Raw genomic sequence first — 21,766 nt, forward strand, 5'->3', positions numbered from 1 at the left:
GATTTTAATATAATATAACGTTTTATAAATGCTTTTTTGCTTTCGCGAAAGCGTATTTAATATAAATCCCAATTGCCTTGTTTGTAATACGTATACAATGTGGGTTCAAATATGGTGTTGATTTTAATTCCTGTAGTATCTACAAGGGGTTTTCCAAAAGAAGTAATAGCTGGTAATACTTCTTTGTTAAGCCATTTAAGTTGAAGATTTTTGAAATCAATAGATTCTAAATCTTCTTTATGTAATGGTGTTTTTTTTGCAAGAATCCATCCCCATTCTCCTAATGTAAGTATTTGGTTATGCATAGGTAATGTGTGAAATCCAGATGTTCTTAGTGTTTTTTCAATACAATAAAATGCTTTGGTAGCATAATAAGGACTTCCTGATTGTGTAATAAAAGTACCCTCATCAGCAAGGTGATTGTAACAAATGGTATAAAATTCTTTTGTGTATAATTTATTGAGATCTACATTGTTTGGATCTGGTAAGTCTACAAGGATAACATCATAGGTGTTTTTTGATTGCTCTAAAAAAGTAAAAGCATCTGCGGTAATTGTAGTTACTTTAGGATGATTGAGCGAGTTTTTATTTATAGAAGCAAAAATGGGATGTGTTTTTCCAATTTCAATCATTTTTGGATCTAAATCTACCAGTGTGATGGTATTTACATGTTCATATTGTAGTAATTCGCGCGCTATACATCCATCACCTCCGCCTAATATGAGAATATCTTTTTTAATAGCTGTTATTCCTAAGGCTATATGTACCATAGGCTCATGATACAGGTATTCATCAAAAGTAGATAACTGCTGATTTCCATTGATGTATAGCGAATGCCAATCACTCCATTCTGTGATCACTATTTTTTGATATTTAGTCTGTTCGCTAAAGACAATCTTATCTTTATACTTTGCTTGTTCTCCAAAAAGCACAAGTGGCTTTGCATAAAGTAATCCTAGTAAGACGATACTAAAAACACTTATATAAGAAATCCATAAAACACGTTGAAGTTTCTTAGAAATATGTTCTTTAAGTGTGTAGAACAGCCAGAAAGAAACGATAAGATTTACCAATCCTAATACAAAAGGAGTGTAAGTCAATCCTAAATACGGAAGTCCAATGAACGCAAAAAATAAACCTCCCAAAAGACTACCATAATAGTCTTTTTCTAAGATGTTAGAAATGTTAAGTCGTAATTCTTCATACGAATCATTGATACGTGTTGCAAATGGAATTTCTAGCCCTATGAGTAGTCCTATAGCAATGGATAATAGATAAATGATAATCCAAGAGTTATTAGAATACCCATATACCATATAAGATGCAATAGCCGAAAATGAAACGAGTAGGGATAAGAGCAATTCTGCAATAACAAAATAGAATACAATATTTGAGCTAAAGGTTTTACTAATTCTACTTCCTAGCCCCATTGAAAATAGCATGATAGATACTATGAGGGTAAATTGTAAAATAGCATTACCTATAAAATAACTCGCTAGTGTAGATAAAACATACTCCGCAACAATACCACTAAAGCCCGTTGCGAATAGCGCTATTTTTAATACGAGAGATTTCTTTTTGTTTGAGATACTCAATGCAACCTTTATTTTCCAAACCCTCCAGAACGAGAACGCGTAGAAGAAGAGCTATTATAGCGAGAACTACTGCGACTTGTTTTCTTCGAAGAAGTCGTATATGATTTCCAAGAATTGCTTGATCTTTTTCTATTAAAAAACGACGGACGCTTTGCTTTTTGATACGTACTATTGGTACCATATTTTGATGTACCATTAGATTGTGATCCATAATAAGATCTTCCAGCAGCGTTAGCAGTTCTATATCCAGCATAATCTCTTTGATATGTAGGCCTGCGTAACATCCAATACCAGAATAGTAAACTTGGTCCGCGCGAACGCCATCTTCTTTCAGATTGATTATTTGTTGTACTAGCTGTACTTGTACTATCCTGTGTTTTTGATACCTCTTCCCACTCTCCATATTTAGGATTTCCAATGGCCCATCCAAATCCTACAGGTTGTGCTGTTTTTGAAAGCTTGCCATTGTGATTTGAGACAATTTCCATTCCTAAATCCTGTTCGTGTTTTTCAAAAAAAGCTTGGTTAACAGGCTTCCATGATAAGGAATCTACCACAAGAGAGTCTTCTATTACTTTAAGAATATGGTATTTATGTTCAAAAAGACGTTTGTTGTCTTTTTCAGAAATATTCATATCATTTAATACAATAGAGAAGTCTTGCCCTTTTAATTGCTTAATAATTTCTTGAGAAGGTTCTACAGGGACTTTGATACTTTCCATTGTACTTTCCCCACAAGAAATAATGAATATTGAACACAAAGCGATAAAAACGTAATAAAATGTAGACTTCATAAGTGTGTATGTATTATGGATGATACGAGTTGCTAATGTACTGTTTTTTGAGTTTTCCCAAGAATTAAGAGTGGTGTAACACTTTTATTAATTGGGTTTTATATTTTTTAATGCTTTCTCTTTTACTTCTATGCCAGAATAAACAGCAAGTGTTTCATCTCTCGATTTTTCGATAGTGAGAATAGTATCATCACTTGCGTAAAACATAAAAACCTCTGTTTTTTCCCAACTGCCACCTAATGTTTGGTTTTTACAACTCCCTCTATAATGCTCTTCTTGTTCATATTCTTGACCGTCATAAATGATAAACTTAGTAGCAATTCCATCTTTTAATGTCTCTTCAGGAATGATAACGCTTTCGCTAAAATAAATCTCATAATCCCCTTGATGGCGTTCTACTTCTAAGAAAGCTTCACTATTGTTTTTAGAACGAATTTTATATTCTATACTCTTTCCGTCTACGCCCCAGTCATAATCAGATACCTCTATAATTTCCCATGCAGTACTTTTATATTTAAAAGTAGTGCCTACTCTAAGCGCAGTAAGTTGTATATCATTAGAATTTCCAAACATATATTATTTTTTTATATCCTTTCCACAATGCGGGCATAGGCACTGCTCTTCAGAAGACTTTTTTGTTTTTTCTCGGTTGTATTGTATCTCTTCAATGTAAGCAGAACTTATAATTCCAGTAGGTAATGCAACAATACCAATACCTAATAAAGCAATGACTCCACTTAAAATTTTCCCTATTCCGGTAATAGGATAAATGTCACCATATCCTACAGTAGTTAAGGTGGCTACAGCCCACCACAATGCTTCGCCAATATTTGCAAATGCCTCAGGTTGTGCAGCATTTTCTATGTTATACATTAAGGTTGCAGAAAGAATAAGCAGTAATGAAACAATAAATACAGTAATTAAAATATCACTTTTTGTTCTTTTAAATACTTGTAGAATTAATTTTAAAGAATTAGAATGCCTATTTAATTTCAAAAGACGTAAAAGACGGAAGAGTCTTAATACTCGAATAACGCGTAAATCTATCTTTATAAAATACGGTAAGTAAAAAGGAACCACAGAAAGTAGGTCAATAATCCCCATAAAAGAGAATATATACTTCAACCTAGCTTTATAAGGCTTTACATCTTTATATTCTAAATCGGCTGTCCAGATTCGTATAAGATATTCAATAGAAAATATAATGATAGAGAAAATCTCAATATACCAGAATAGTGTTTTGTACTTTGTGTTGATGTTTTCATAAGATTCTAAAAACAATGCAATCACATTAATGATAATAAGTGCAGATATAAAATAATGAACAAAGGCATCTGCTTTATTATTATTTTGATTTTCATCAATTAAATTATATATCTGCTGTCTAATTTTCATTTTTCATAGCATTTAATGCTTCTATTCTTTTTAGACCCCCTCTTTTGATATCTTCTTCCTCATAATGAGTAGCTTCAAAAGCTTGTTGAAGCCATAAAATCCCAGATGCAAGTGAATATGATGGACTACACGTAAAGATATCTAATGCGACATACTTATGTTCTGGCCACGTATGAATTGCAATATGACTTTCTTGAATCACAATGACACCACTTATTCCGATAGGAGAAAACTCATGAATAGTTGTATTAATTACTGTAAGCTCCATCATAGCAGCAGCTTTAAGTAAAGTGTTTTCAATAAAATCTCTAGTATTTATTTTTTCAGGATCACAACCATAAAAATCAATAGTTTTCTGATATCCGAGGTGTGTTTTATTCATATCCCAAATATAAAGGAATATGTAACAACAGGAAATCTTTCAGAATGGATCCCTTTTTTATATGATATTAGGGCTAAGTACGTTTTAACGCTGTGCTATCTACGGTTGTGAAATTCACAGATTCGCTTTAACGCTTTGCTCTCCCTTTGGTCGTGAATCTCGTAGGTTCGCTTTCGCGAAAGCGAATAAAGAATATAAAAAACTAAATGTTATTCATTCCAATCCCAATTCACAATTTCCCAGGAGGTACCATCGGTAATTTGAGTTTCTAGAATTTTAAATCCAACACGCTTATGAGCTTCTAGAGAACGGATATTTGATGTCGCTACTTCTGTAAATAAGCAATCATATGTAGTGCTCAACTGCTCTTTGTAAAAAGTATACATTCCCTTAAAAACCCCTTGGCCTCGATAAGGTTTGTCAATGCATACTTGCCCCATCGCGACATAGTTTTTTCCTTTAAGTAACCTGTCGGCAGTTTCAAACATAGGAATAAGAATAGGCATTTCATATTTAAAACTACGCAACATTACGAGTGCATATCCAGCAACACGATCACCATCCATAGCAAGTATATGAGGGCAGGCATCGTTCATTTTTTTTAAAATATCAAATGTATGAGGAACCGTAATATATCCTTGCTCTTTTCGCTCTTGAATAGAAATAACGGCTTTTAAATTGCGTTTTTGAATCGCTAATATTTCTTGTAATTCTTGATCTGAAGCTGCTCTCTTGTATGTAATCATGGTGTTTTTAAACCGTTAAATCATTTTCTTTTTGTAACTCAATACCTTTCTGGAATACTTTTGCAATGATAAAAAGAATAGCCGCAAGAAATAAAAATTCTTTACCACTTAAAGTGAAATCAATATCAAATTTCTCTACGATACGTTGACCTCCCAAAGTTAAATCGGCTTCAAATCCTTTTTTTATCAAACGTCGGCAGTATCGGTCTGCAATAATTGAAATAACCCCACAGCTTAATGCTAATTGACTAATTTTTGAGATAAGAATCGCTGTAGCTTCTGTGAATGGATGTTTTAAATTTCCTGTAGTTGCTATTTTTATAGCAAGGTATGCGATGTAGGCTTGCATGCTTACCACAGTTATTGAGAGAGAACCGACACTCATAAATGCTCTTATGTCTGTTGTGCGAAGTTTAAAAAGATCAAGCCCTAGGTATATATTTCTAGCATTTTCAGGATATATAATGCCCAAGCCAAAAGTGAATACTAATACACCTGCTGAAATTAAAAGACCAATAAATACAACCCAAAATATAAATTTTAAGATGCTTATAAGTTGTTGTGTTTTCATAAGATAGTTGTTATAGTGATTCAATACTAAGTGTGATTTAGTATTGAATCACTGCGATCATACATTATTTTATCGATGATAAATAATCAATGATCTCTTGTTGTTTGTATTTTTTTGCATAGTCCAAAGCTGTTCTTCCGTTAGGAGTAGCTTTTGTGATAGCTCCTTTTTTTATAAGAGTTTTGAGCATATCTAAATGACCATATTTTGCAGCATATTGTAGGGCAGATTTACCACCACATGTCTTTTCTAAATCAATCTTCTCTTGAGAAAGTAAGTGATTAAAAATAGACGTGCTTTTAAACTTGATGCTAACAGCCAATAAGGTGTACGGATTTCCTTTTATATCAAAACATTCATTAGTCTGAGTCAGGTCTACATGACTCTTTAATGCAGATACATTGTCATTTTTAAACGCTAGGTACATGTCTTTTGTAAACTCCTGAGCATTTGATGTTGTTACGATACATAGAAATAAGAAAATGGATAAAAATTTGTTCATAATTGTTATTGATTTAAGATTGATGAATTAGTCTTCTGTGTACTCTAAAATATCTCCCGGCTGGCAATCTAATGCCTTGCAAATAGCTTCTAATGTTGTAAAACGTACTGCTTTTGCCTTTCCAGATTTGAGTATAGAGAGATTTGCGGTAGTTATACCAACAATCTCTGCAAGTTCTTTACTTTTCATCTTGCGTTTAGCAAGCATAATATCTAAGTTGATGATTATTGGCATATTCTAAATAGTTAAATCATTTTCATCTTGCACACGCTTACCTTTCTTAATTAAATCTATATAGAGGTATACAAATAATGCAATGCATAAATGTGGGATAGGTAATATATATTCTGAATCCATTCGTAGAGGTGTATTCTGAATTCTATCTATAATAAAATAGAGAAGTATAAATACTGGAGGGATAAGATTTAAAGACCCAAAAAGCTTTAATTTCTTTATAGAATATTGGGTAAATACTTTCGTTTTTGTAAATACTTTAAAAAATTCTGAAAGCGCATAAAAATAGAAAGCATAAAATCCAAAGCTTAACCATAAGGCTATAATCCCAAATGAATTAATAAATTCTATGTGTAATTTTGAGAAAGGAATTGTAATAGAAGTTTGATTTTCTACAATAGTGATCAGAGGCATATCTATATTAAAACGATTTTCAAAAAATGACAAGGCACTAAATAGAAATATAAAAACCGTAAAGGCAGCACATATGTAAAAGAAAATACGGCTTACTAGATATGTGATTTTTGATAGATTCATAATTTAATAATTATCGTTTTACGATAACAAATATATGAAAATTATTGAAAAACAATAATAAATTGTTCTTTTTTGATAATTAATGAAATTTTTGTCGATTAATTTTTCAAGGTATATTTGAATAATGGGAGCAGAAAAAGTAATCATAGCAGATACGGTAAGACCTTTATGGCAAAACATTCTGGCTGCTGTTTGTTTTACGCTTTGTGGGTATGTGTTTTGGCTATATTTTTCTAGATCTCCAGAAGTTTCCGATCTCGAAACACATAGAGATTATATGGAGATGGGCGTCTTTTTTCTGATTTTAGCAATAGGCCTTTGTTATAAGAGAGGAATACAAATAAAACCGCAATCAAAAGAATTTAAAGCTACCTTTGAAATAGGCCCTCTTGTTTTAGGGCAATGGAAAAAAATACCTGATCCAGAATATGTCTCTGTTTTTCAACAAGCCGTACAACAGGGGAATAATATTTTTAAAGTTAATCTTTGGTATGATAGAAATAAACACTGGGAACTGTATACGAATACAGATTACAGGGAGAGTTTTTTAATTGGATTTGATCTTTCAGAACAGTTAGCTATAGATTTACTAGATGCAACAACTCCTAATGATTATAAATGGATAGATAAAGACGAATGGCGAAAAAAACTCAATGAAACTTCCTAATAAACTTCAAAAAAAAATAGAACAACGTATAAAAAACAATACGTTACGGTCATTAGGAGAATCTAATTCTCTCTTTGATTTTTCGTCAAATGATTATTTGGGATTTTCTAAAAACAGCTCTCTTTTAGATAAGGCATCTGAGATTCTTCGAAAGAATAATATACAACATCAAGGAGCTACAGGAAGCAGATTGCTGTCAGGGAATCATAAATTATATACACTTGCCGAAAGTGCCGTCGCAAGTTTTCACGAAAGTGAAACAGCATTAATTTTTAATTCAGGGTATGATGCTAACATAGGTTTTTTTCAAAGCGTTCCCCAACGAGGTGATGTGATTTTGTATGATGAGTATATCCATGCAAGTATCAGGGATGGCCTCACGATGAGTCATGCAAAATCTTATAAGTTTATACATAATGACTTAGGAGACTTAGAAAAGAAAATAGCTAATTATGCACTAGAAGAAACGGGCCAAGAAATCTATGTGGTTACAGAATCCGTCTTTTCAATGGATGGGGATACTCCAGATCTTTTAGCAATGCAAACCTTGTGTGATACCTATAATGCGCATCTTGTGGTAGACGAAGCACATGCCACGGGTGTAATAGGTCGCTATGGCCAAGGACTCGTACAGCAATTAGGATTAGAAAAGAAAGTATTTGCTCGTATCGTTACCTTTGGTAAAGCCATTGGAGTCCATGGAGCTGCTATTTTATGTAATGAAAAATTACGTGAATATCTGATTAATTTCGCACGATCTTTTATATATACAACAGCGTTGCCGCCTCATACACTTGCTACTATTTTAGCAGTATATGATGAGCTAAGTTTTGAGGCAAAGAATGAACCTCATTCAGCTATCACAAAACTACAAAACACCATAGGTGTATTTACAAAGCAATTAGAAACCCTTAAAATCAAAGATCATTTTATACCCAGTTACTCAGCGATACACTGTATGATCGTTCCAGGAAGTAGTCAGGTAAGTACGCTTTCGCGAAAGCTAAAACAGCATGGATACAACGTAAAACCTATACTTGCGCCTACAGTGCCAGAAGGCCAAGAACGCTTGCGTTTTTGCTTGCATAGTGAAATGACAGAAGAAAAAATAAAAAGCGTATTATCTTTACTAGAAAGTTTTATTCATGAATCTATCACTTAATCGCCCTATCCCTTACACACAAGGCTGGAAACAAACAATAGCTATTGGTAGTATTGTTGGGGCAGGGTTAAGTATGCTTTTAATCTTTTTAGAACCCTTTGATACCAGTGAGGTACAGTTGAGTTATAAAGTATTAAAACTTGCTGGATATGGTTTGTGTTTTTTGATTCCTATTCTAGTAATGCACCCTATTGAGAATGCTCTTTTTAAAAAACAACAATACCGATGGTATATTCTAAATGAGTTAGGGTATATCATTATTTGTTTGCTCTTGATATACACGACTTGTTATTTTTATAATACATACATTGTAAATAATGGAGGGGTTGCTTCTCTAAAAGGATGGCAGTATTTTATGATTTATTACGGGCTTCCTTTTATGCCTTTTTTAGGCCCTTTGTGGTTGTATTTTAGAAACCGATTTGGGAAAATTACCTTGCCTGAATCTACAATGCAAAAAGATATAACAACAACAATAACTGGAGAAAATAAAAAAGAAAGTCTAACAATTTCAGTTTCAGATTTTGTGTATGCACAAGCACAACAAAACTATGTGGCAATTCATTATTTGGAAAATGAAACCTTGCAAAAAAAGATGATTAGAAGTACACTTTCTAATGTTCAAAAACAAATACCCGATGCTTGGCAGGTACATCGATCTTATTTGGTAAATCTAGCCTTCGCAAAGACAATTTCTGGTAATAGTAGAAAACGAGAACTATTCTTAACTGAAACACCAGAAGCTATTCCAGTATCCCAAAAATACTATGAAGCACTACAAAAAAGAGGTTCAATTTCATCCCTAAAATAACAATCAGAGCCCTAAAAATGCAAATTCAGCACAAAAGGGACGCACTCGTCACTATCATTTTTTTACTGTGTTTTAAGCCCTTCTATTTGTAAGGAATTTTAAAACACAAAACATGAAAACAATACTTATAGTCATTAGCTTCTTATGCATATCTGTACCATCATATGCGCAATTTGATCCATTACAAGAACGAAGAGAATTAGTCAACACCATTATAGATCTTACAGATACTCATATGTGTAATCCCGCTTTTTTAGAAACCAAAGAATGGGATGTATTTGTAAATTATATTCAAAGTGAAGAAGTACTTTCTTTAGATGATGCTCAGTTTAAAAAAGCATTTAATATAGCAACTCAAAAACTAACATTCTCTCATTTTTATCTAAAGTATTCTGCTAAAGAAAAACGTCGTAAAGCTAAAAAGACAAAGAAAAGAACAGTGACAAAAAAAGCATTTGAGTTATCAGAAATAGATGCAGAAACGGCCTTACTTACCGTTCGAAAATTTATACCAAATGCCTCTCTTATGAAATCATTAGTAACAGAAATATCAGAAAAAGAGTATAAAAACCTCATTATAGATGTACGAGGGAATAGAGGAGGGACATTAGATGCGGCAGTTGTATTAGGGCAGTTTATAACACCTAAGATGATAGATGCTGGATCTTACCTGAGTCGCTCTTGGTTTGAGCAAAACGATCACTATCCTACACCAGAGGAAATTACAAGCTTTCCATTTCTTCAAGATATGACCTATGCTGGATTTAGAGAAGCGGCTAAAAAACCAGCCTTTAGAATGGTAGTACCTCCGCATAATAATCCTACGTTTACAGGGAAAGTGTATGTGCTTACAGATAAGTATACCGCGAGTACCTGTGAGCCTTTTGTATACCTTTTAAAAGAACAAGGTGTTGCAGAAATAGTGGGAGAGCATACTGCTGGAGCCATGTTAAGTGGTGTAAACTTTAAACTTAATAAAAGCCTGAGCCTCTTTATACCTGTACAAGATTATATCACTGCAAATGGTAGTAGACTAGATAAAATAGGAGTTGCACCAACCATTAAAACAGCACCAGAAGATGCGCTAAACACAGTCTTAGAACTTCTTTAATTTTAAGATATATTTTAATACCAAATGCCTCTCGAAGATAGAGGCATTTGGTATTTTTGTAAGATGTCTAATACATTTATTACCATTGCTAGATATCAATATTCTAGTGAAGCACAAATTATAAAAGGACGATTGGAGGCAGATGGGTTAGAGGTCTTTATCGCAGATAATTATACCATAGATACAGATCCTTTAGTAAGTAATGCAATAGGTGGAGTGAAGCTTAAAGTTAGGATTGAAGATGAAGTAAAAGCCAAAGAAATTCTCAATAGCATAGAAGAATATTCTCAAAATGACGAAGGTACACCAATGATATGTCCCAACTGTCAAAGTACTAAAATTCATTATATGACTAATGTGACCGATCTTAAATCATTGATGTCTTTTTTAGTGAGTATCCTAGCAGGAGTATTACCACTTTATACCAAATATAATCATCGTTGCGAAAATTGTAAACACAAGTTTTAAGTACTATGAATACCTATTTTATAACAGGAATCTCTACCGAAGTAGGGAAAACAATAGCATCAGCTATTGTCACAGAAGCATTGGAAGCCGATTACTGGAAACCTGTTCAAGCAGGAGAACTTGATCATAGTGATACCCACAAAGTAAAATATTTAGTATCTAATGATATATCGCAATATCACGATAACTCATATGCATTACATACCCCAATGAGTCCTCATGCGGCAGCTGAGATAGATGATGTAAAGATTACAGTGCCTAGTATTAAGCGCCCTAAAACATCAAATAATCTTGTTGTAGAAGGAGCAGGAGGATTATTAGTTCCTCTAAATGATACAGCAACCATTATTGATTTAATTCAACCTAAAGACAAAGTAATCATTGTCTCTAGACATTATTTAGGAAGTATTAATCACACCTTATTAACCGTCGAGGCCTTAAAGAATAGAAATCTTACGATAGCGGGTATTATTTTTTCTGGAGAAGAACATCCTACTACCGAAGCAATCATTACTAAAATGGCAAATGTCCCTATTATAGGTCGTATCGATGAAGAACCTTATTTTGATGAACGTGTTATAAGTGAATATGCTTCTTTATTTAAGGAAAAATTAAACGCATTATAAATCTTCTGAAAGGGATCGTGTATATAGCGATTCATTACATTTGTGTTGCAATTAATTCCGAGTAGTATGAGTATTTCGTCAATAGACCAAGCACATATTTGGCATCCTTTAACACAGCATAAAACCAGTAATGCTCCAACGCCTATTGTTAGAGCAGAAGGAGCCATGCTTTATGCCGAAGATGGTACTGCATATATAGATGGGATAGCATCTTGGTATACGGCAATGTATGGACATTGCAATCCATATATTATTGAGCAAGTAACGGCTCAAATGAAAACGCTAGATCAAATCGTGTTTACAGGATTTACACATGCTCCCGCAACAACACTGGCGCAGAAAGTGTTGGAAATTCTTCCAAATAATCAGCAAAAAATATTTTTTAATGATAATGGTTCTACAGCAGTAGAAGCGGGTATCAAAATGGCATTACAGTACCATCATAACAAAGGAAATACACGTAATACTCTTATTGCTTTTGAAAATGGATTTCATGGAGATACATTTGGTGCCATGTCTGTAAGCGGACTTTCTGTATATAATGGTCCTTTTGAGGAGTATTTTTTACAGGTAGAACGTATTCCTACTCCTACAAAAGAAAACCTTCCACACGTACTTCAATTATTAGAAACCATTATAGCTAAACATCCATGTGCAGGTTTCGTATATGAACCTCTAGTACAAGGAGCCGCAGGAATGCAGATATATGATGCAATAGGACTTGAAGCAATCCTTAAAGTTTGTAAAGAAAACGATATTATTACAATTGCCGATGAGGTGATGACAGGTTTTGGGAAAACGGGAAAACATTTTGCTTCCTTATATTTAGAAACCTACCCAGATATTATATGTTTAAGTAAGGCGCTTACAGCAGGCTTAGTGCCTATGAGTTTGACTACATGCACACAAGTTGTGTACGATGCTTTTCTAGATGATACTGTGGCTAAAGGTTTTTTTCATGCCCATACCTATAGTGCAAACCCTATAGCCTGCGCCGCCGCTATTGCAGGAATTGATTTATTAATTAGTGATGATATTCAGCTTCAAATACAGCATATTCATAAACGTCATTCCGCTTTCGCGAAAGCAATAAAAACCCATCCCAAAGCGATCAATATACGTGTGAAAGGGGTGATCTTTGCTTTAGAACTTCATACCGAAATGGAACGCTACGGAAACGTGCGAAATCAACTTTTTAAACACTTTATGGATCATGGTGTCTGTTTAAGACCTCTTGGTAATACGATCTATATCTTACCTCCTTTTGTAATTAGTGATGCCCAATTAGATCAGATTTATAAAGCTATAGAAGAAGCTTTAGAAATCTTTTAGGAGTATATATAAATGTAGACTGTCCGTTCGAGCGCAGTCGAGAACTAAAAAAGAGATACTACTGTGTAACTCTTTAAAAATCCTCTTCTTCCTCTGGTTGATCTAATCCTTCATTAAGTAGGTTAATGACCTCATTGTTTTGATCGATTCTTACTTCTTGCTCGCTATACGACCAGACATCATTTCGCTTTTCACCAACTACATAAATAGTCCCTTCTCCTTGTGGGCCCTTGATAGGAATTCTAATATCAGCATCACCATCATTATTACTAAAATTGATACTTCCTTGCATGATTCCATCAATCTCTATGGGTTCGCCTAACAACTCAATAACTTGTTCATTACTTTGCGCTTTCGCAAAACTATCTTGATAAGGCTCGGTACCAGAAATTGCTTTAGTGACTCCAAAAACTACAGAAGCTATAAAAACGATAAATAAAATAAGTAACGTAAGGCATCCCCCAGTAGGCACGACCCATTTCCAATTGCGTTTCCACCATGATTTTTCTTGAATAAGTTCGTTTTGATCTGTCATTTGTATAATATAGTTTTAGTCGTTTAATGCATCTTTTATATCAATTACTTGATCAGTACCTTCTACAGTAATCATACACATAGAATATACCCATTTCCCATCTATTTTATCAGCCTTTGCTATGAGCGTTCCATCTGCTTTCTGTCCATCAAGCTCCATCTGTATATCTAAACGATCTTTAGAAAACTCAGGATCATACCCTTCATCTCGTATCTCTATAGGTTTTCCAAGCGCCTCAGCTACTTCTTTATTTGCTTGAAGCTCAGTTACCACGTTAATATACGCAATAATAGAAGTGCTTTTAGTAAGTGAGTTAAATGTAACCCCTATAACAATAGCAATAATGATTAAAATAGTAAGACAACCTCCTGAAGGCAATGCCCATTTCCAATTGCGTTTCCACCAACTTTGTTTGATTTCTTCTTCCATAAAAATAGTGTGTGATTTGCTAATAAGTAGATCAAAACAGATATATGTTACGAGATTGTGCAAACAAACTTTGCATTTTAGTTTTTCCTAGATTTATGAACTCGTATTTTTGCGAAAAAATAATCCTCCTTGAAGACTCCTATCGCAATTACAGGACTTGCATCATTATCTCCACTTGGCACAACAAGTCAAGAAGAATGGGATGCATATTTAACAGCAGAAACAGTCATTGCATGGGACAATATATTGAAAGCACCTGTATCTAAATTAACAGAAGATGCATATACTATCATTGATGCGTTACGAGAAGAGAATACACATTATAAAAGATTAGATCCATCTGTGTTGTATGCTATTGCTACAGCCCGTAAAGCAATAAAACAAGCGGGATGGAAGCAAGGTGATTTTGGGATTAATATTGGATCGTCAAGAGGTGCTACACAACTTTTTGAAGCACATTATAACGCTTTCGCGAAAGCAAAAACAACATCTACACATGCTTCCCCATCAACTACCTTAGGTAATATAGCCTCTTGGGTGGCACAGGACCTTAAAAGCACCGGTCCTGATATCTCTCATTCTATTACGTGTAGTACAGCATTACATGCAGTATTAAATGGAGTAGTATGGTTGCAATCTGGGATGACATCTAAGTTTTTAGTAGGTGGAAGTGAGGCTGCACTTACTCCTTTTACCATAGCGCAAATGCGTGCCATGAAATTAATCCCCGCGCAAGCAGGAACCCCTCCTAGCAATACTGGAACTTCATCTGGTAACACTAATAACATATCACAATACTACTGTAAAGCTTTAGACTTGACCAAAACCACAAATGGCATGGTATTAGGAGAAGGAGCTGGTGTTGCTTGTCTAGAGGTTGGAAAAAAAGAAAATGCATTAGCCTACATTACAGGTATAGGATATGCAACAGAAGAACTTACACACGCCGTTTCATTATCGGCAAATGGGAGTTGTTTTCAGAAGTCTATGCGTATGGCTATAGGAGATATGGACCCTTCAGAAATTGATGCTATTGTGATGCATGCGCCAGGTACAGTAAAGGGAGATCAATCAGAAATAGAGGCAATTCATACGATTTTTTGTAACAAAATGCCTTTATTGACTACCAATAAGTGGAAGATAGGTCACACTTTTGGTGCTAGTGGACTGTTAAGTCTCAAACTTGCCGTACAGATGTTACAACATCAAACTTATGTAGGCATTCCATATCTGGAAGAGAAAACAAGATCCCAAAAGCTCAATAATATTCTCGTAAATGCAGTTGGTTTTGGAGGTAATGCAGTAAGTGTATTAGTCTCAAGATAAAGCTTTGCCATCGCAGATAAAGTCGCTATCTTTTCAAAGTATTTTTTATACTATTTGTTCATTGAATTTGCTGGAAAAGAAAATGATTATTTTTTTCTTTATATGAGGAATAAAAATAAGGCATAGCCTTAGCTACGGCTTTTTTTTATTCTGAAATAGAAAGGGGAGAAGGGCATTTTATTACGGTAAATTCAATGAGCAAATGGGATTAGTAACCTTTTAAATGTTTTCTTATGCAAGAATGGTATAGTGCGCTCTCTAGTTTTGAGCAAGTCTTTTGGGGTATCGCTTTAATTGCTTCTGTGTTTTTTGTTTTTGTTCTGGTAACTACCTTGTTAGGAGGTGATGCCGATGGTCTCGAAGGTGATGTAGATGCAGAAATAGAAGGAGATACAGGAATAGGATTTCAGTTTTTCAGTTTTAAAAACCTAGTTGCTTTTTTTACCATTTTTGGATGGAGTGGCATCTCTTTTCTAGAGGCAGGTATGTCTAAGGGAATTGTCGTACTGCTTGCTTCAGCTTGTGGTTTAGCGATGATGTTTGTGATGGCATTTCTATTGTATCAAATGCGTAAAATGACCAGTAGCGGAACTTTAAAAATGAAAAATGCTATCGGTCAAATAGGATCTGTATATCTTACCATAGGAGCAAATCGTTCACGAATAGGAAAGGTGCAAATTACCGTACAAGGAGCACTACGCGAGCTAGAAGCGCTTACTGATGAAAATGAGGAAATTACAACAAATACTGTCGTGCAGGTAAAAGAGGTTACGGCAAACGGAATTCTAATCGTATCACCAACTAAATAATTAAAATCTATGTCAAAACTATTGTTATTACAAATAGAAGGGATGTCAAGTGTTATAGCTATTGGGGCAGCTATTGCATTCCTCTTTATTATTGTTATTTTTATTATACGTCGTTACAAGCGATGTCCTTCAGACCGTATCCTTGTGGTCTATGGTAAAGTAGGGGGAGGGCAATCGGCCAAGTGTATTCATGGTGGTGCCGCCTTTATAATCCCTGTTTTTCAAGATTATGAGTTTCTTGATTTAACACCGATGTCTATTGAGGTAAACCTTATTAATGCCTTAAGTAAGCAGAACATTCGTGTAAACGTACCTTCTCGATTTACGATAGGTATTTCTACAGAGCCAGGTGTGATGCAAAATGCAGCCGAGCGTTTACTAGGACTTCGTATGGAAGATGTAAAAGAACTTGCCATGGAAATTATTTTTGGGCAATTACGTCTGGTAGTAGCTTCTATGGATATTGAAGAAATTAACTCAGACCGTGATAAATTCTTGACAAATATTTCACAAAGTGTTGAAGGAGAATTAAAGAAAGTAGGTCTGAAACTAATCAACGTAAATATTACAGATATTGTAGATGAATCTGGATATATTGAAGCTTTAGGAAAAGAAGCAGCAGCACATGCGATTAATGCAGCGCGTAAGTCGGTGGCAGAGAAGACCCGTGATGGGTCTATTGGAGAAGCAAATGCAGTGCAAGATGAACGTACACAAGTTGCAGCAGCAAACGCACAAGCGGTAGAAGGTGAAAACCAAGCAAAAATTGCTGTAGCAAATTCAGATTCGTTACGTCGTCAGCGTGAAGCAGAAGCAGAGCGTGTGGCAATTGCAGCAGAAAAAGTACAGAGTGCAAAAGCATTGGAAGAGTCGTATGCAGCTGAAAAGGATGCCGAACTTGCTCGTGCAGATAGAGAGCGTTCTTCTCAAGAAGCAGATGTTATTGTACCAGCCGAAATCGATAAACGTAAAGTAGAAATTGACGCCGAAGCCGAAGCCGAAAAAATAAGACGTCGTGCAAAAGGAGAGGCAGATGCTATCTTATTCAAAGCGCAAGCAGAAGCACAAGGTCTTTATGAAGTATTAACAAAACAAGCAGCAGGTCTTGATCAGATTGTAAAAGCAGCGGGTAATAACTCTAAAGATGCAGTACTATTGTTAATTGCAGATAAACTTCCTGAGTTAGTAGCTACACAAGCAGAAGCGATTAAGAATATTAAAATAGATAAAGTAACTGTTTGGGAAAATGGTGGTGGAAAAGACGGGAAAACGTCTACTTCAAACTTTATTTCAGGAATGTATGGTGCCGTACCACCATTACAAGAAATGTTTAATATGGCAGGTATGGAATTGCCTGAGTATTTAAAAGGAAAAGACATTTCAAAATCTGATACAGATGTTGTAGAAGATGCAGAAATAGCTGATGACGAGACTGAATAGTCATACCCTTTTTGTAAATTATAAAAAATCCGCTGTTATGGCGGATTTTTTTATTTTTGATAAGATGCTTTATACGCTTTCGCGAAATCGAGTTTACGAGATTCTTGATCAAAGAGAAAGTGAAACGTTAAAGCGAACCTGTGAGACTTATCTGCCAGTAGGCAGTTTCATGACTATAGGAAGAGCGAAGCGTTAGCAAACACAACAATATGCACTCATGAAAAATATACATCTCCTTCTTTTTGTCATAAGTATTTCAATGACATCATTAGCACAAACAGATCCAAGCATCTATGAGAAGTTTACAGAGCAAACCATCAACATAGATGGGTATAACATCCATTTAGAAGTAAAAGGAGAAGGCGATGCTATCTTTTTCTTGCCTGGAGGACCCGGAAATTCTCATGACTATATGCAAGGAAATTTCGGGCAGTATTACAAAACACATAAAGTGGTGTTTTTTGATTGGTTAGGAAGAGGGAAATCAGATAACGCCAAAGATGTCTCTGAATATTCTGTAGAAGCAGATATCGAAATGATTGAAATAATACGCAAACATTTAGGATTGGAAAAAATTTCGGTAGTAGGTCATTCATACGGTACAGTGCCTGCTCAAGGGTATGCAATAGCATATCCAGATCGCGTACAGCATATGGTACTCATTAATGGATTTCATAGTGGCGCTATGTGGCAAGCAAACTGTGATAGCTATAATCATTATGCAAAAACACATTTTCCAGAACGTTGGAAAAAAGTAGATTCCTTACGGGCATTAGGATATCTATCTACAGATAAACCTTTGCAAGAAGTGTATGGAAATTTCCCTACAAAATATGTGTATTATCACAATACGAGTTTAAAACAAAATGTACCTTCGGAAAAGTATAGAGGATGGGCAGGTGATGTATATGAACAAATTATAGGTCCTGATGGAGATTTTGATGTGAGCGGAAGTATGATACATCAAGATTATAGAAGAAAATTAAAAGATGTATCTGCAAAAACATTGATTATAGCAGGGAGGTATGATGGAGTCTCTACACCAGAATTTGCCGTGCAGTATAAAATATTTATGCCACAAGCACGTTTTGAAATGTTTGAAAACAGTGCACATAATCCATATCTTGAAGAGCCAGAAAAATTCTATGATATTTTTGACGATTTTTTTGGAATTAAAAAGTAAATTAAGAAGCATATTTATAAAAACTAACGGAGCAATCACCGCCCTTTTTCTTATTTTTGACGTATGAGTGAAATCAGACACAATTGGACCAAAGAAGAAATACTTTCTATTTATAATAAACCTATGATGGAGTTGCTTTATGAAGCAGCTACCGTGCATAGATTACATCACGATCCTAATACGGTACAGGTATCTACATTACTTTCTATAAAAACAGGAGGATGTCCTGAGGATTGTGGGTATTGCCCACAAGCTGCGAGATATCACACAGATATAGAAGGAAATGATTTGATGTCTGTACAACAGGTAAAAGCACAAGCGTTACGTGCAAAAGCTTCAGGAAGCTCTAGGGTATGTATGGGAGCTGCATGGCGTAATGTAAAAGATGGACCTGAGTTTGATAATGTGCTAGAAATGGTACGTACGATCAATAAACTAGATATGGAAGTTTGTTGTACGCTAGGAATGGTTACCGAAAATCAAGCGCAACGTCTTGCAGAAGCAGGACTATATGCTTACAATCATAACCTAGATACATCTGAAGATTACTATAAAGATGTGATCTCTACACGTGCTTTTGAAGACCGTCTAGATACGATTTCAAATGTGCGTAAAACCAATGTAACGGTATGTAGTGGAGGTATTATTGGAATGGGAGAGGCTATTGAAGATAGAGCAGGAATGCTTGTAGCATTGGCAACATTAGACCCACAACCAGAATCGGTGCCTATTAATGCACTGGTTGCTGTTCCTGGTACTCCTATGGAAGAGATTGAGCCTATTTCTATTTGGGAAATGATCAGAATGGTAGCTACCACACGTATTGTGATGCCACAAACACAAGTAAGACTTTCGGCAGGCCGTACAGATATGAGTAGAGAAGGGCAGGCAATGTGTTTCTTTGCTGGAGCTAATTCAATTTTTGCTGGAGATAAGTTATTAACGACTCCTAATCCAGATGTAAATGAAGACATGAAAATGTTTGAATTGTTAGGATTGAACCCTCAAAAACCATTTGTTAAAAAGGCACAACCAGAAACTGTAGAAGCTGAAGATTCTCAATACGAATCACTAGGAGAAAAACCAAAATGGACACGTCCAGGGCATAAGATAGAACGCAACGAGGCTGCAAAAATGGTTGCTAAGGATAAATAATTACTAGATGAATAATATATGAAAAGCTCATTTTGTAACAAAAATGGGCTTTTCTTATCTTTAGTCTTATAATACCTTTTATTTTTTAGATTATTTATGCTATTAGAAAATATAGAAAGAGTACATACGATTACAAGAGCATCGTTTTTAAAAGATTATGTAAAACCACAAAAACCTTTGGTCATAGAACATCTTATAGATGATTGGCCAGCCTATAAAAAATGGTCTCTGTCTTATGTAAATGAGGTTGCTGGAGAAAAAGAAGTGCCATTATATGATGATCGTCCTGTAAAACATGATGAGGGTTTTAACGAAGCACATGCTACGATGAAAATGAGTGATTACGTAGCACTTCTTAAAAAAGAACCTACAAATTATCGTATTTTTCTGTACAATCTTATGAAAGAAGTTCCTTCTTTAAAAGATGATTTTAAGTTTCCTAAAATAGGTCTTCGATTGTTAAAACAAATTCCTATGCTCTTTTTTGGGGGAGAGGGAAGTAAAGTATTTATGCATCACGATATTGATTGGGCAAATATTTTGCATTTTCATTTTGAGGGAAAAAAACAATGTGTTTTGTTTCCTCCTAGTGAGACAAAAAACCTTTATAAAGTACCGCATAGTTTGATCACAAGAGAAGATATAGATTTTGATAATCCTGACTATGAAAAGTTTCCTGTTTTAAAGAAAGCAAAAGGCTATATCTGTCACCTTAATCACGGAGAAACGTTATATATGCCAGAAGGATATTGGCATTTTATGAAATATGAAACGCCCGGATTTAGTATGAGTTTGCGTGCGCTTCCGCGAAATATGAAACATCTTCGTTACGCATTATACAATGTTTTTATTATGCGATTTTTTGATAATTTCATGCGTCGTCGCAAGGGACAGGCTTGGATTGATAAAAAAAATGAGCAAGCCATTTCTAATACACATAAACTACACAAGTTGATATAAGTAAATTCAACCCCCTTAGCGATTTATGGGTTTGTATCGTGCTTTCATGTATCTAGTATTGCATTTCGCGAAAGCGTAATCAAGAAAATGATTTCTAGCTTAATTAAGTAAACGTTGTTGTAGGTTTTCTTCAAGATCTACCACTTTACTTTCCAATTCATGCAAACGGTGATAAATATCTACAGGTTCTGGCATTTGTTTTGAAGCATACATGGTTACATACCATACTTCCATAATATCTTCAGCATTCATCGTATAAGTAGGGTAATTACCATCTGTATTATCACTTTTTAAAATGAGTTTGCCACGCTCTGCAATTCTATTGATGGTACGTTTTAAAACAATACCATCGTTTTTACTAACAATCACATATACACGGCCGTCTTTAATATCACTTAGATCTTCTACGTATTTTCCAAAGACAAGATCACCATCAAAAAAAGTACGTACCATAGAGTTTCCGTGCACTTCAAAACAGCGGTAAGTGCCATTGGTAAGATGGGGCATATGGAAGGTAGGTAAGGTTTCTATATAATCGGTATCTCCATAACCGTCCAAATATCCAGCTCTTGCTTTTATAGGAACGTATACTACGTTTTCTTCTCCTGATTTATTAACAGCTACCACTTGTGGCATTCCTGAATATGTTTGAATTTGAGAAGTGTCCTCTTTAAGCATGATTTCGCTTTGTCCAAAGAGGTAATCAGGATTGATTTTAAAGGTTTCTATAATGGATAGTAGGACGTCATACCCAGGCTTTGTTTTCTTTCGAGTCCCATCTTTCTGGGGTCTCCCGTTTACGATACTATCTATAGTTGTACCAGTAACACCTATTTGTTTTGAGAACGAGAAGTTGTTGAATCCAAAATGCCTGATAATGTTTTTTATCTTATCATTTATAGTTTCCATAAGGGGTGTCATTTTATTTTGCTTTTTGTGAAAAAAACAACACAAATGTTTGTTTTAAGCTGCAAAATGTTTTATATTTGTACTGTG

At 34.8% G+C, this 21,766-nt stretch carries 26 protein-coding genes; 13 read left to right on the forward strand and 13 right to left on the reverse strand.

The annotated features are described in order from the left end of the window. Nucleotides 1–56: 56 nt before the first annotated feature. The 10 genes from CHB80_RS06370 to CHB80_RS06415 all read right to left on the reverse strand — a co-directional run bounded on the left by CHB80_RS06370 (nucleotide 57) and on the right by CHB80_RS06415 (nucleotide 6,756). On the reverse strand, nucleotides 57–1,595 hold the full coding sequence (locus CHB80_RS06370) for a polyamine aminopropyltransferase (protein ID WP_229746904.1): 1,539 nt from the start codon (nucleotides 1,593–1,595) through the stop codon (nucleotides 57–59). Nucleotides 1,596–1,603: 8 nt separating this feature from the next. After that, nucleotides 1,604–2,317, reverse strand: a complete 714-nt coding sequence (locus CHB80_RS06375) for a hypothetical protein (protein WP_089370576.1) — start codon at nucleotides 2,315–2,317, stop codon at nucleotides 1,604–1,606. 159 nt (nucleotides 2,318–2,476) lie between these two features. Further along, complete coding sequence (locus tag CHB80_RS06380) at nucleotides 2,477–2,962, reverse strand: DUF4178 domain-containing protein (protein ID WP_089370577.1); 486 nt, start codon at nucleotides 2,960–2,962, stop codon at nucleotides 2,477–2,479. 3 nt (nucleotides 2,963–2,965) lie between these two features. After that, a complete protein-coding gene (locus CHB80_RS06385) occupies nucleotides 2,966–3,784 on the reverse strand; it encodes a potassium channel family protein (protein WP_089370578.1) in 819 nt (272 codons plus the stop codon). Next, a complete protein-coding gene (gene speD / locus CHB80_RS06390) occupies nucleotides 3,774–4,166 on the reverse strand; it encodes an adenosylmethionine decarboxylase (protein WP_089370579.1) in 393 nt (130 codons plus the stop codon). Before speD ends, CHB80_RS06385 begins: the two co-directional genes overlap by 11 nt. A gap of 209 nt (nucleotides 4,167–4,375) precedes the next feature. Beyond that, nucleotides 4,376–4,912, reverse strand: a complete 537-nt coding sequence (locus tag CHB80_RS06395; RefSeq protein ID WP_089370580.1) for a GNAT family N-acetyltransferase — start codon at nucleotides 4,910–4,912, stop codon at nucleotides 4,376–4,378. A gap of 7 nt (nucleotides 4,913–4,919) precedes the next feature. Continuing rightward, nucleotides 4,920–5,483, reverse strand: a complete 564-nt coding sequence (locus tag CHB80_RS06400) for a DUF2975 domain-containing protein (protein WP_089370581.1) — start codon at nucleotides 5,481–5,483, stop codon at nucleotides 4,920–4,922. 64 nt (nucleotides 5,484–5,547) lie between these two features. Continuing rightward, on the reverse strand, nucleotides 5,548–5,985 hold the full coding sequence (locus CHB80_RS06405) for an ankyrin repeat domain-containing protein (RefSeq protein ID WP_089370582.1): 438 nt from the start codon (nucleotides 5,983–5,985) through the stop codon (nucleotides 5,548–5,550). Nucleotides 5,986–6,012: 27 nt separating this feature from the next. Then, nucleotides 6,013–6,219 (reverse strand): helix-turn-helix domain-containing protein, encoded by a 207-nt coding sequence (locus tag CHB80_RS06410; protein WP_089370583.1) that lies wholly within the window; start codon nucleotides 6,217–6,219, stop codon nucleotides 6,013–6,015. Nucleotides 6,220–6,222: 3 nt separating this feature from the next. Beyond that, nucleotides 6,223–6,756: a DUF2975 domain-containing protein gene (locus tag CHB80_RS06415; RefSeq protein ID WP_089370584.1), complete on the reverse strand. Its 534-nt coding sequence runs from the start codon at nucleotides 6,754–6,756 to the stop codon at nucleotides 6,223–6,225. Nucleotides 6,757–6,880: 124 nt separating this feature from the next. Between CHB80_RS06415 and CHB80_RS06420 the strand changes: the two genes are divergently transcribed. The 7 genes from CHB80_RS06420 to bioA all read left to right on the forward strand — a co-directional run bounded on the left by CHB80_RS06420 (nucleotide 6,881) and on the right by bioA (nucleotide 12,933). Then, entirely contained in the window at nucleotides 6,881–7,423 is a 543-nt protein-coding gene (locus CHB80_RS06420) for a hypothetical protein (RefSeq protein WP_089370585.1), read from the forward strand. Next, the gene (locus CHB80_RS06425; protein ID WP_089370586.1) at nucleotides 7,410–8,585 is read left to right on the forward strand and encodes an aminotransferase class I/II-fold pyridoxal phosphate-dependent enzyme; all 1,176 of its coding nucleotides are present in this window, start codon (nucleotides 7,410–7,412) and stop codon (nucleotides 8,583–8,585) included. Before CHB80_RS06420 ends, CHB80_RS06425 begins: the two co-directional genes overlap by 14 nt. Continuing rightward, nucleotides 8,569–9,396 (forward strand): LytTR family transcriptional regulator DNA-binding domain-containing protein, encoded by an 828-nt coding sequence (locus CHB80_RS06430; RefSeq protein WP_089370587.1) that lies wholly within the window; start codon nucleotides 8,569–8,571, stop codon nucleotides 9,394–9,396. The genes CHB80_RS06425 and CHB80_RS06430 overlap by 17 nt, the downstream gene beginning before the upstream one ends. A 112-nt stretch (nucleotides 9,397–9,508) precedes the next feature. Continuing rightward, entirely contained in the window at nucleotides 9,509–10,507 is a 999-nt protein-coding gene (locus CHB80_RS06435; RefSeq protein ID WP_089370588.1) for a S41 family peptidase, read from the forward strand. A 24-nt stretch (nucleotides 10,508–10,531) separates the two neighbouring features. After that, nucleotides 10,532–10,975 (forward strand): putative signal transducing protein, encoded by a 444-nt coding sequence (locus tag CHB80_RS06440; RefSeq protein WP_229746905.1) that lies wholly within the window; start codon nucleotides 10,532–10,534, stop codon nucleotides 10,973–10,975. A 5-nt stretch (nucleotides 10,976–10,980) separates the two neighbouring features. Next, the gene (bioD, locus tag CHB80_RS06445) at nucleotides 10,981–11,601 is read left to right on the forward strand and encodes a dethiobiotin synthase (protein WP_089370589.1); all 621 of its coding nucleotides are present in this window, start codon (nucleotides 10,981–10,983) and stop codon (nucleotides 11,599–11,601) included. Nucleotides 11,602–11,667: 66 nt separating this feature from the next. After that, nucleotides 11,668–12,933 carry an adenosylmethionine--8-amino-7-oxononanoate transaminase gene (bioA, locus tag CHB80_RS06450; RefSeq protein WP_089370590.1) on the forward strand — a complete coding sequence of 422 codons (1,266 nt, stop codon included), beginning with the start codon at nucleotides 11,668–11,670 and terminating at the stop codon, nucleotides 12,931–12,933. Between the two features lie 73 nt (nucleotides 12,934–13,006). Here bioA and CHB80_RS06455 read toward each other — a convergent pair whose 3' ends face one another. Together CHB80_RS06455 and CHB80_RS06460 are read right to left on the reverse strand one after the other, a co-directional pair. Then, entirely contained in the window at nucleotides 13,007–13,468 is a 462-nt protein-coding gene (locus CHB80_RS06455) for a cytochrome c oxidase assembly factor 1 family protein (protein ID WP_089370591.1), read from the reverse strand. 15 nt (nucleotides 13,469–13,483) lie between these two features. Next, nucleotides 13,484–13,897 (reverse strand): cytochrome c oxidase assembly factor Coa1 family protein, encoded by a 414-nt coding sequence (locus tag CHB80_RS06460; RefSeq protein WP_089370592.1) that lies wholly within the window; start codon nucleotides 13,895–13,897, stop codon nucleotides 13,484–13,486. Between the two features lie 129 nt (nucleotides 13,898–14,026). On the opposite strand from CHB80_RS06460, the gene CHB80_RS06465 reads away from it, so the two are divergent. From CHB80_RS06465 to CHB80_RS06495, 6 genes are all read left to right on the forward strand, one after another. Further along, nucleotides 14,027–15,223 (forward strand): beta-ketoacyl synthase N-terminal-like domain-containing protein, encoded by a 1,197-nt coding sequence (locus CHB80_RS06465; protein WP_089370593.1) that lies wholly within the window; start codon nucleotides 14,027–14,029, stop codon nucleotides 15,221–15,223. A 233-nt stretch (nucleotides 15,224–15,456) separates the two neighbouring features. After that, entirely contained in the window at nucleotides 15,457–16,032 is a 576-nt protein-coding gene (locus CHB80_RS06470) for a hypothetical protein (RefSeq protein WP_089370594.1), read from the forward strand. Between the two features lie 9 nt (nucleotides 16,033–16,041). After that, on the forward strand, nucleotides 16,042–17,472 hold the full coding sequence (locus CHB80_RS06475) for a flotillin family protein (RefSeq protein ID WP_089370595.1): 1,431 nt from the start codon (nucleotides 16,042–16,044) through the stop codon (nucleotides 17,470–17,472). Nucleotides 17,473–17,689: 217 nt separating this feature from the next. Beyond that, the gene (locus CHB80_RS06485; RefSeq protein ID WP_089370597.1) at nucleotides 17,690–18,655 is read left to right on the forward strand and encodes an alpha/beta fold hydrolase; all 966 of its coding nucleotides are present in this window, start codon (nucleotides 17,690–17,692) and stop codon (nucleotides 18,653–18,655) included. 63 nt (nucleotides 18,656–18,718) lie between these two features. Continuing rightward, complete coding sequence (bioB, locus tag CHB80_RS06490) at nucleotides 18,719–19,810, forward strand: biotin synthase BioB (protein ID WP_089370598.1); 1,092 nt, start codon at nucleotides 18,719–18,721, stop codon at nucleotides 19,808–19,810. Between the two features lie 96 nt (nucleotides 19,811–19,906). Continuing rightward, a complete protein-coding gene (locus tag CHB80_RS06495; RefSeq protein WP_089370599.1) occupies nucleotides 19,907–20,770 on the forward strand; it encodes a cupin-like domain-containing protein in 864 nt (287 codons plus the stop codon). 99 nt (nucleotides 20,771–20,869) lie between these two features. Here CHB80_RS06495 and CHB80_RS06500 read toward each other — a convergent pair whose 3' ends face one another. Continuing rightward, complete coding sequence (locus tag CHB80_RS06500; protein ID WP_229746906.1) at nucleotides 20,870–21,691, reverse strand: S24 family peptidase; 822 nt, start codon at nucleotides 21,689–21,691, stop codon at nucleotides 20,870–20,872. Nucleotides 21,692–21,766: the final 75 nt, after the last annotated feature.

The sequence above is a fragment of the Dokdonia pacifica genome (assembly GCF_900188275.1).
In the GTDB taxonomy this organism is placed as follows: Bacteria; Bacteroidota; Bacteroidia; order Flavobacteriales; family Flavobacteriaceae; genus Dokdonia; species Dokdonia pacifica.

Bases quoted from the DNA above. Each gene is read 5' to 3' on its own strand.
- CHB80_RS06375 (WP_089370576.1), bottom strand. From the start codon at position 2,317: ATGGAAAGTATCAAAGTCCCTGTAGAACCTTCTCAAGAAATTATTAAG.
- CHB80_RS06380 (WP_089370577.1), bottom strand. From the start codon at position 2,962: ATGTTTGGAAATTCTAATGATATACAACTTACTGCGCTTAGAGTAGGC.
- CHB80_RS06385 (WP_089370578.1), bottom strand. From the start codon at position 3,784: ATGAAAATTAGACAGCAGATATATAATTTAATTGATGAAAATCAAAAT.
- speD (WP_089370579.1), bottom strand. From the start codon at position 4,166: ATGAATAAAACACACCTCGGATATCAGAAAACTATTGATTTTTATGGT.
- CHB80_RS06395 (WP_089370580.1), bottom strand. From the start codon at position 4,912: ATGATTACATACAAGAGAGCAGCTTCAGATCAAGAATTACAAGAAATA.
- CHB80_RS06400 (WP_089370581.1), bottom strand. From the start codon at position 5,483: ATGAAAACACAACAACTTATAAGCATCTTAAAATTTATATTTTGGGTT.
- CHB80_RS06405 (WP_089370582.1), bottom strand. From the start codon at position 5,985: ATGAACAAATTTTTATCCATTTTCTTATTTCTATGTATCGTAACAACA.
- CHB80_RS06410 (WP_089370583.1), bottom strand. From the start codon at position 6,219: ATGCCAATAATCATCAACTTAGATATTATGCTTGCTAAACGCAAGATG.
- CHB80_RS06415 (WP_089370584.1), bottom strand. From the start codon at position 6,756: ATGAATCTATCAAAAATCACATATCTAGTAAGCCGTATTTTCTTTTAC.
- CHB80_RS06420 (WP_089370585.1), top strand. From the start codon at position 6,881: ATGGGAGCAGAAAAAGTAATCATAGCAGATACGGTAAGACCTTTATGG.
- CHB80_RS06425 (WP_089370586.1), top strand. From the start codon at position 7,410: ATGAAACTTCCTAATAAACTTCAAAAAAAAATAGAACAACGTATAAAA.
- CHB80_RS06430 (WP_089370587.1), top strand. From the start codon at position 8,569: ATGAATCTATCACTTAATCGCCCTATCCCTTACACACAAGGCTGGAAA.
- CHB80_RS06435 (WP_089370588.1), top strand. From the start codon at position 9,509: ATGAAAACAATACTTATAGTCATTAGCTTCTTATGCATATCTGTACCA.
- CHB80_RS06440 (WP_229746905.1), top strand. From the start codon at position 10,532: ATGCCTCTCGAAGATAGAGGCATTTGGTATTTTTGTAAGATGTCTAAT.
- bioD (WP_089370589.1), top strand. From the start codon at position 10,981: ATGAATACCTATTTTATAACAGGAATCTCTACCGAAGTAGGGAAAACA.
- bioA (WP_089370590.1), top strand. From the start codon at position 11,668: ATGAGTATTTCGTCAATAGACCAAGCACATATTTGGCATCCTTTAACA.
- CHB80_RS06455 (WP_089370591.1), bottom strand. From the start codon at position 13,468: ATGACAGATCAAAACGAACTTATTCAAGAAAAATCATGGTGGAAACGC.
- CHB80_RS06460 (WP_089370592.1), bottom strand. From the start codon at position 13,897: ATGGAAGAAGAAATCAAACAAAGTTGGTGGAAACGCAATTGGAAATGG.
- CHB80_RS06470 (WP_089370594.1), top strand. From the start codon at position 15,457: ATGCAAGAATGGTATAGTGCGCTCTCTAGTTTTGAGCAAGTCTTTTGG.
- CHB80_RS06475 (WP_089370595.1), top strand. From the start codon at position 16,042: ATGTCAAAACTATTGTTATTACAAATAGAAGGGATGTCAAGTGTTATA.
- CHB80_RS06485 (WP_089370597.1), top strand. From the start codon at position 17,690: ATGAAAAATATACATCTCCTTCTTTTTGTCATAAGTATTTCAATGACA.
- bioB (WP_089370598.1), top strand. From the start codon at position 18,719: ATGAGTGAAATCAGACACAATTGGACCAAAGAAGAAATACTTTCTATT.
- CHB80_RS06495 (WP_089370599.1), top strand. From the start codon at position 19,907: ATGCTATTAGAAAATATAGAAAGAGTACATACGATTACAAGAGCATCG.
- CHB80_RS06500 (WP_229746906.1), bottom strand. From the start codon at position 21,691: ATGACACCCCTTATGGAAACTATAAATGATAAGATAAAAAACATTATC.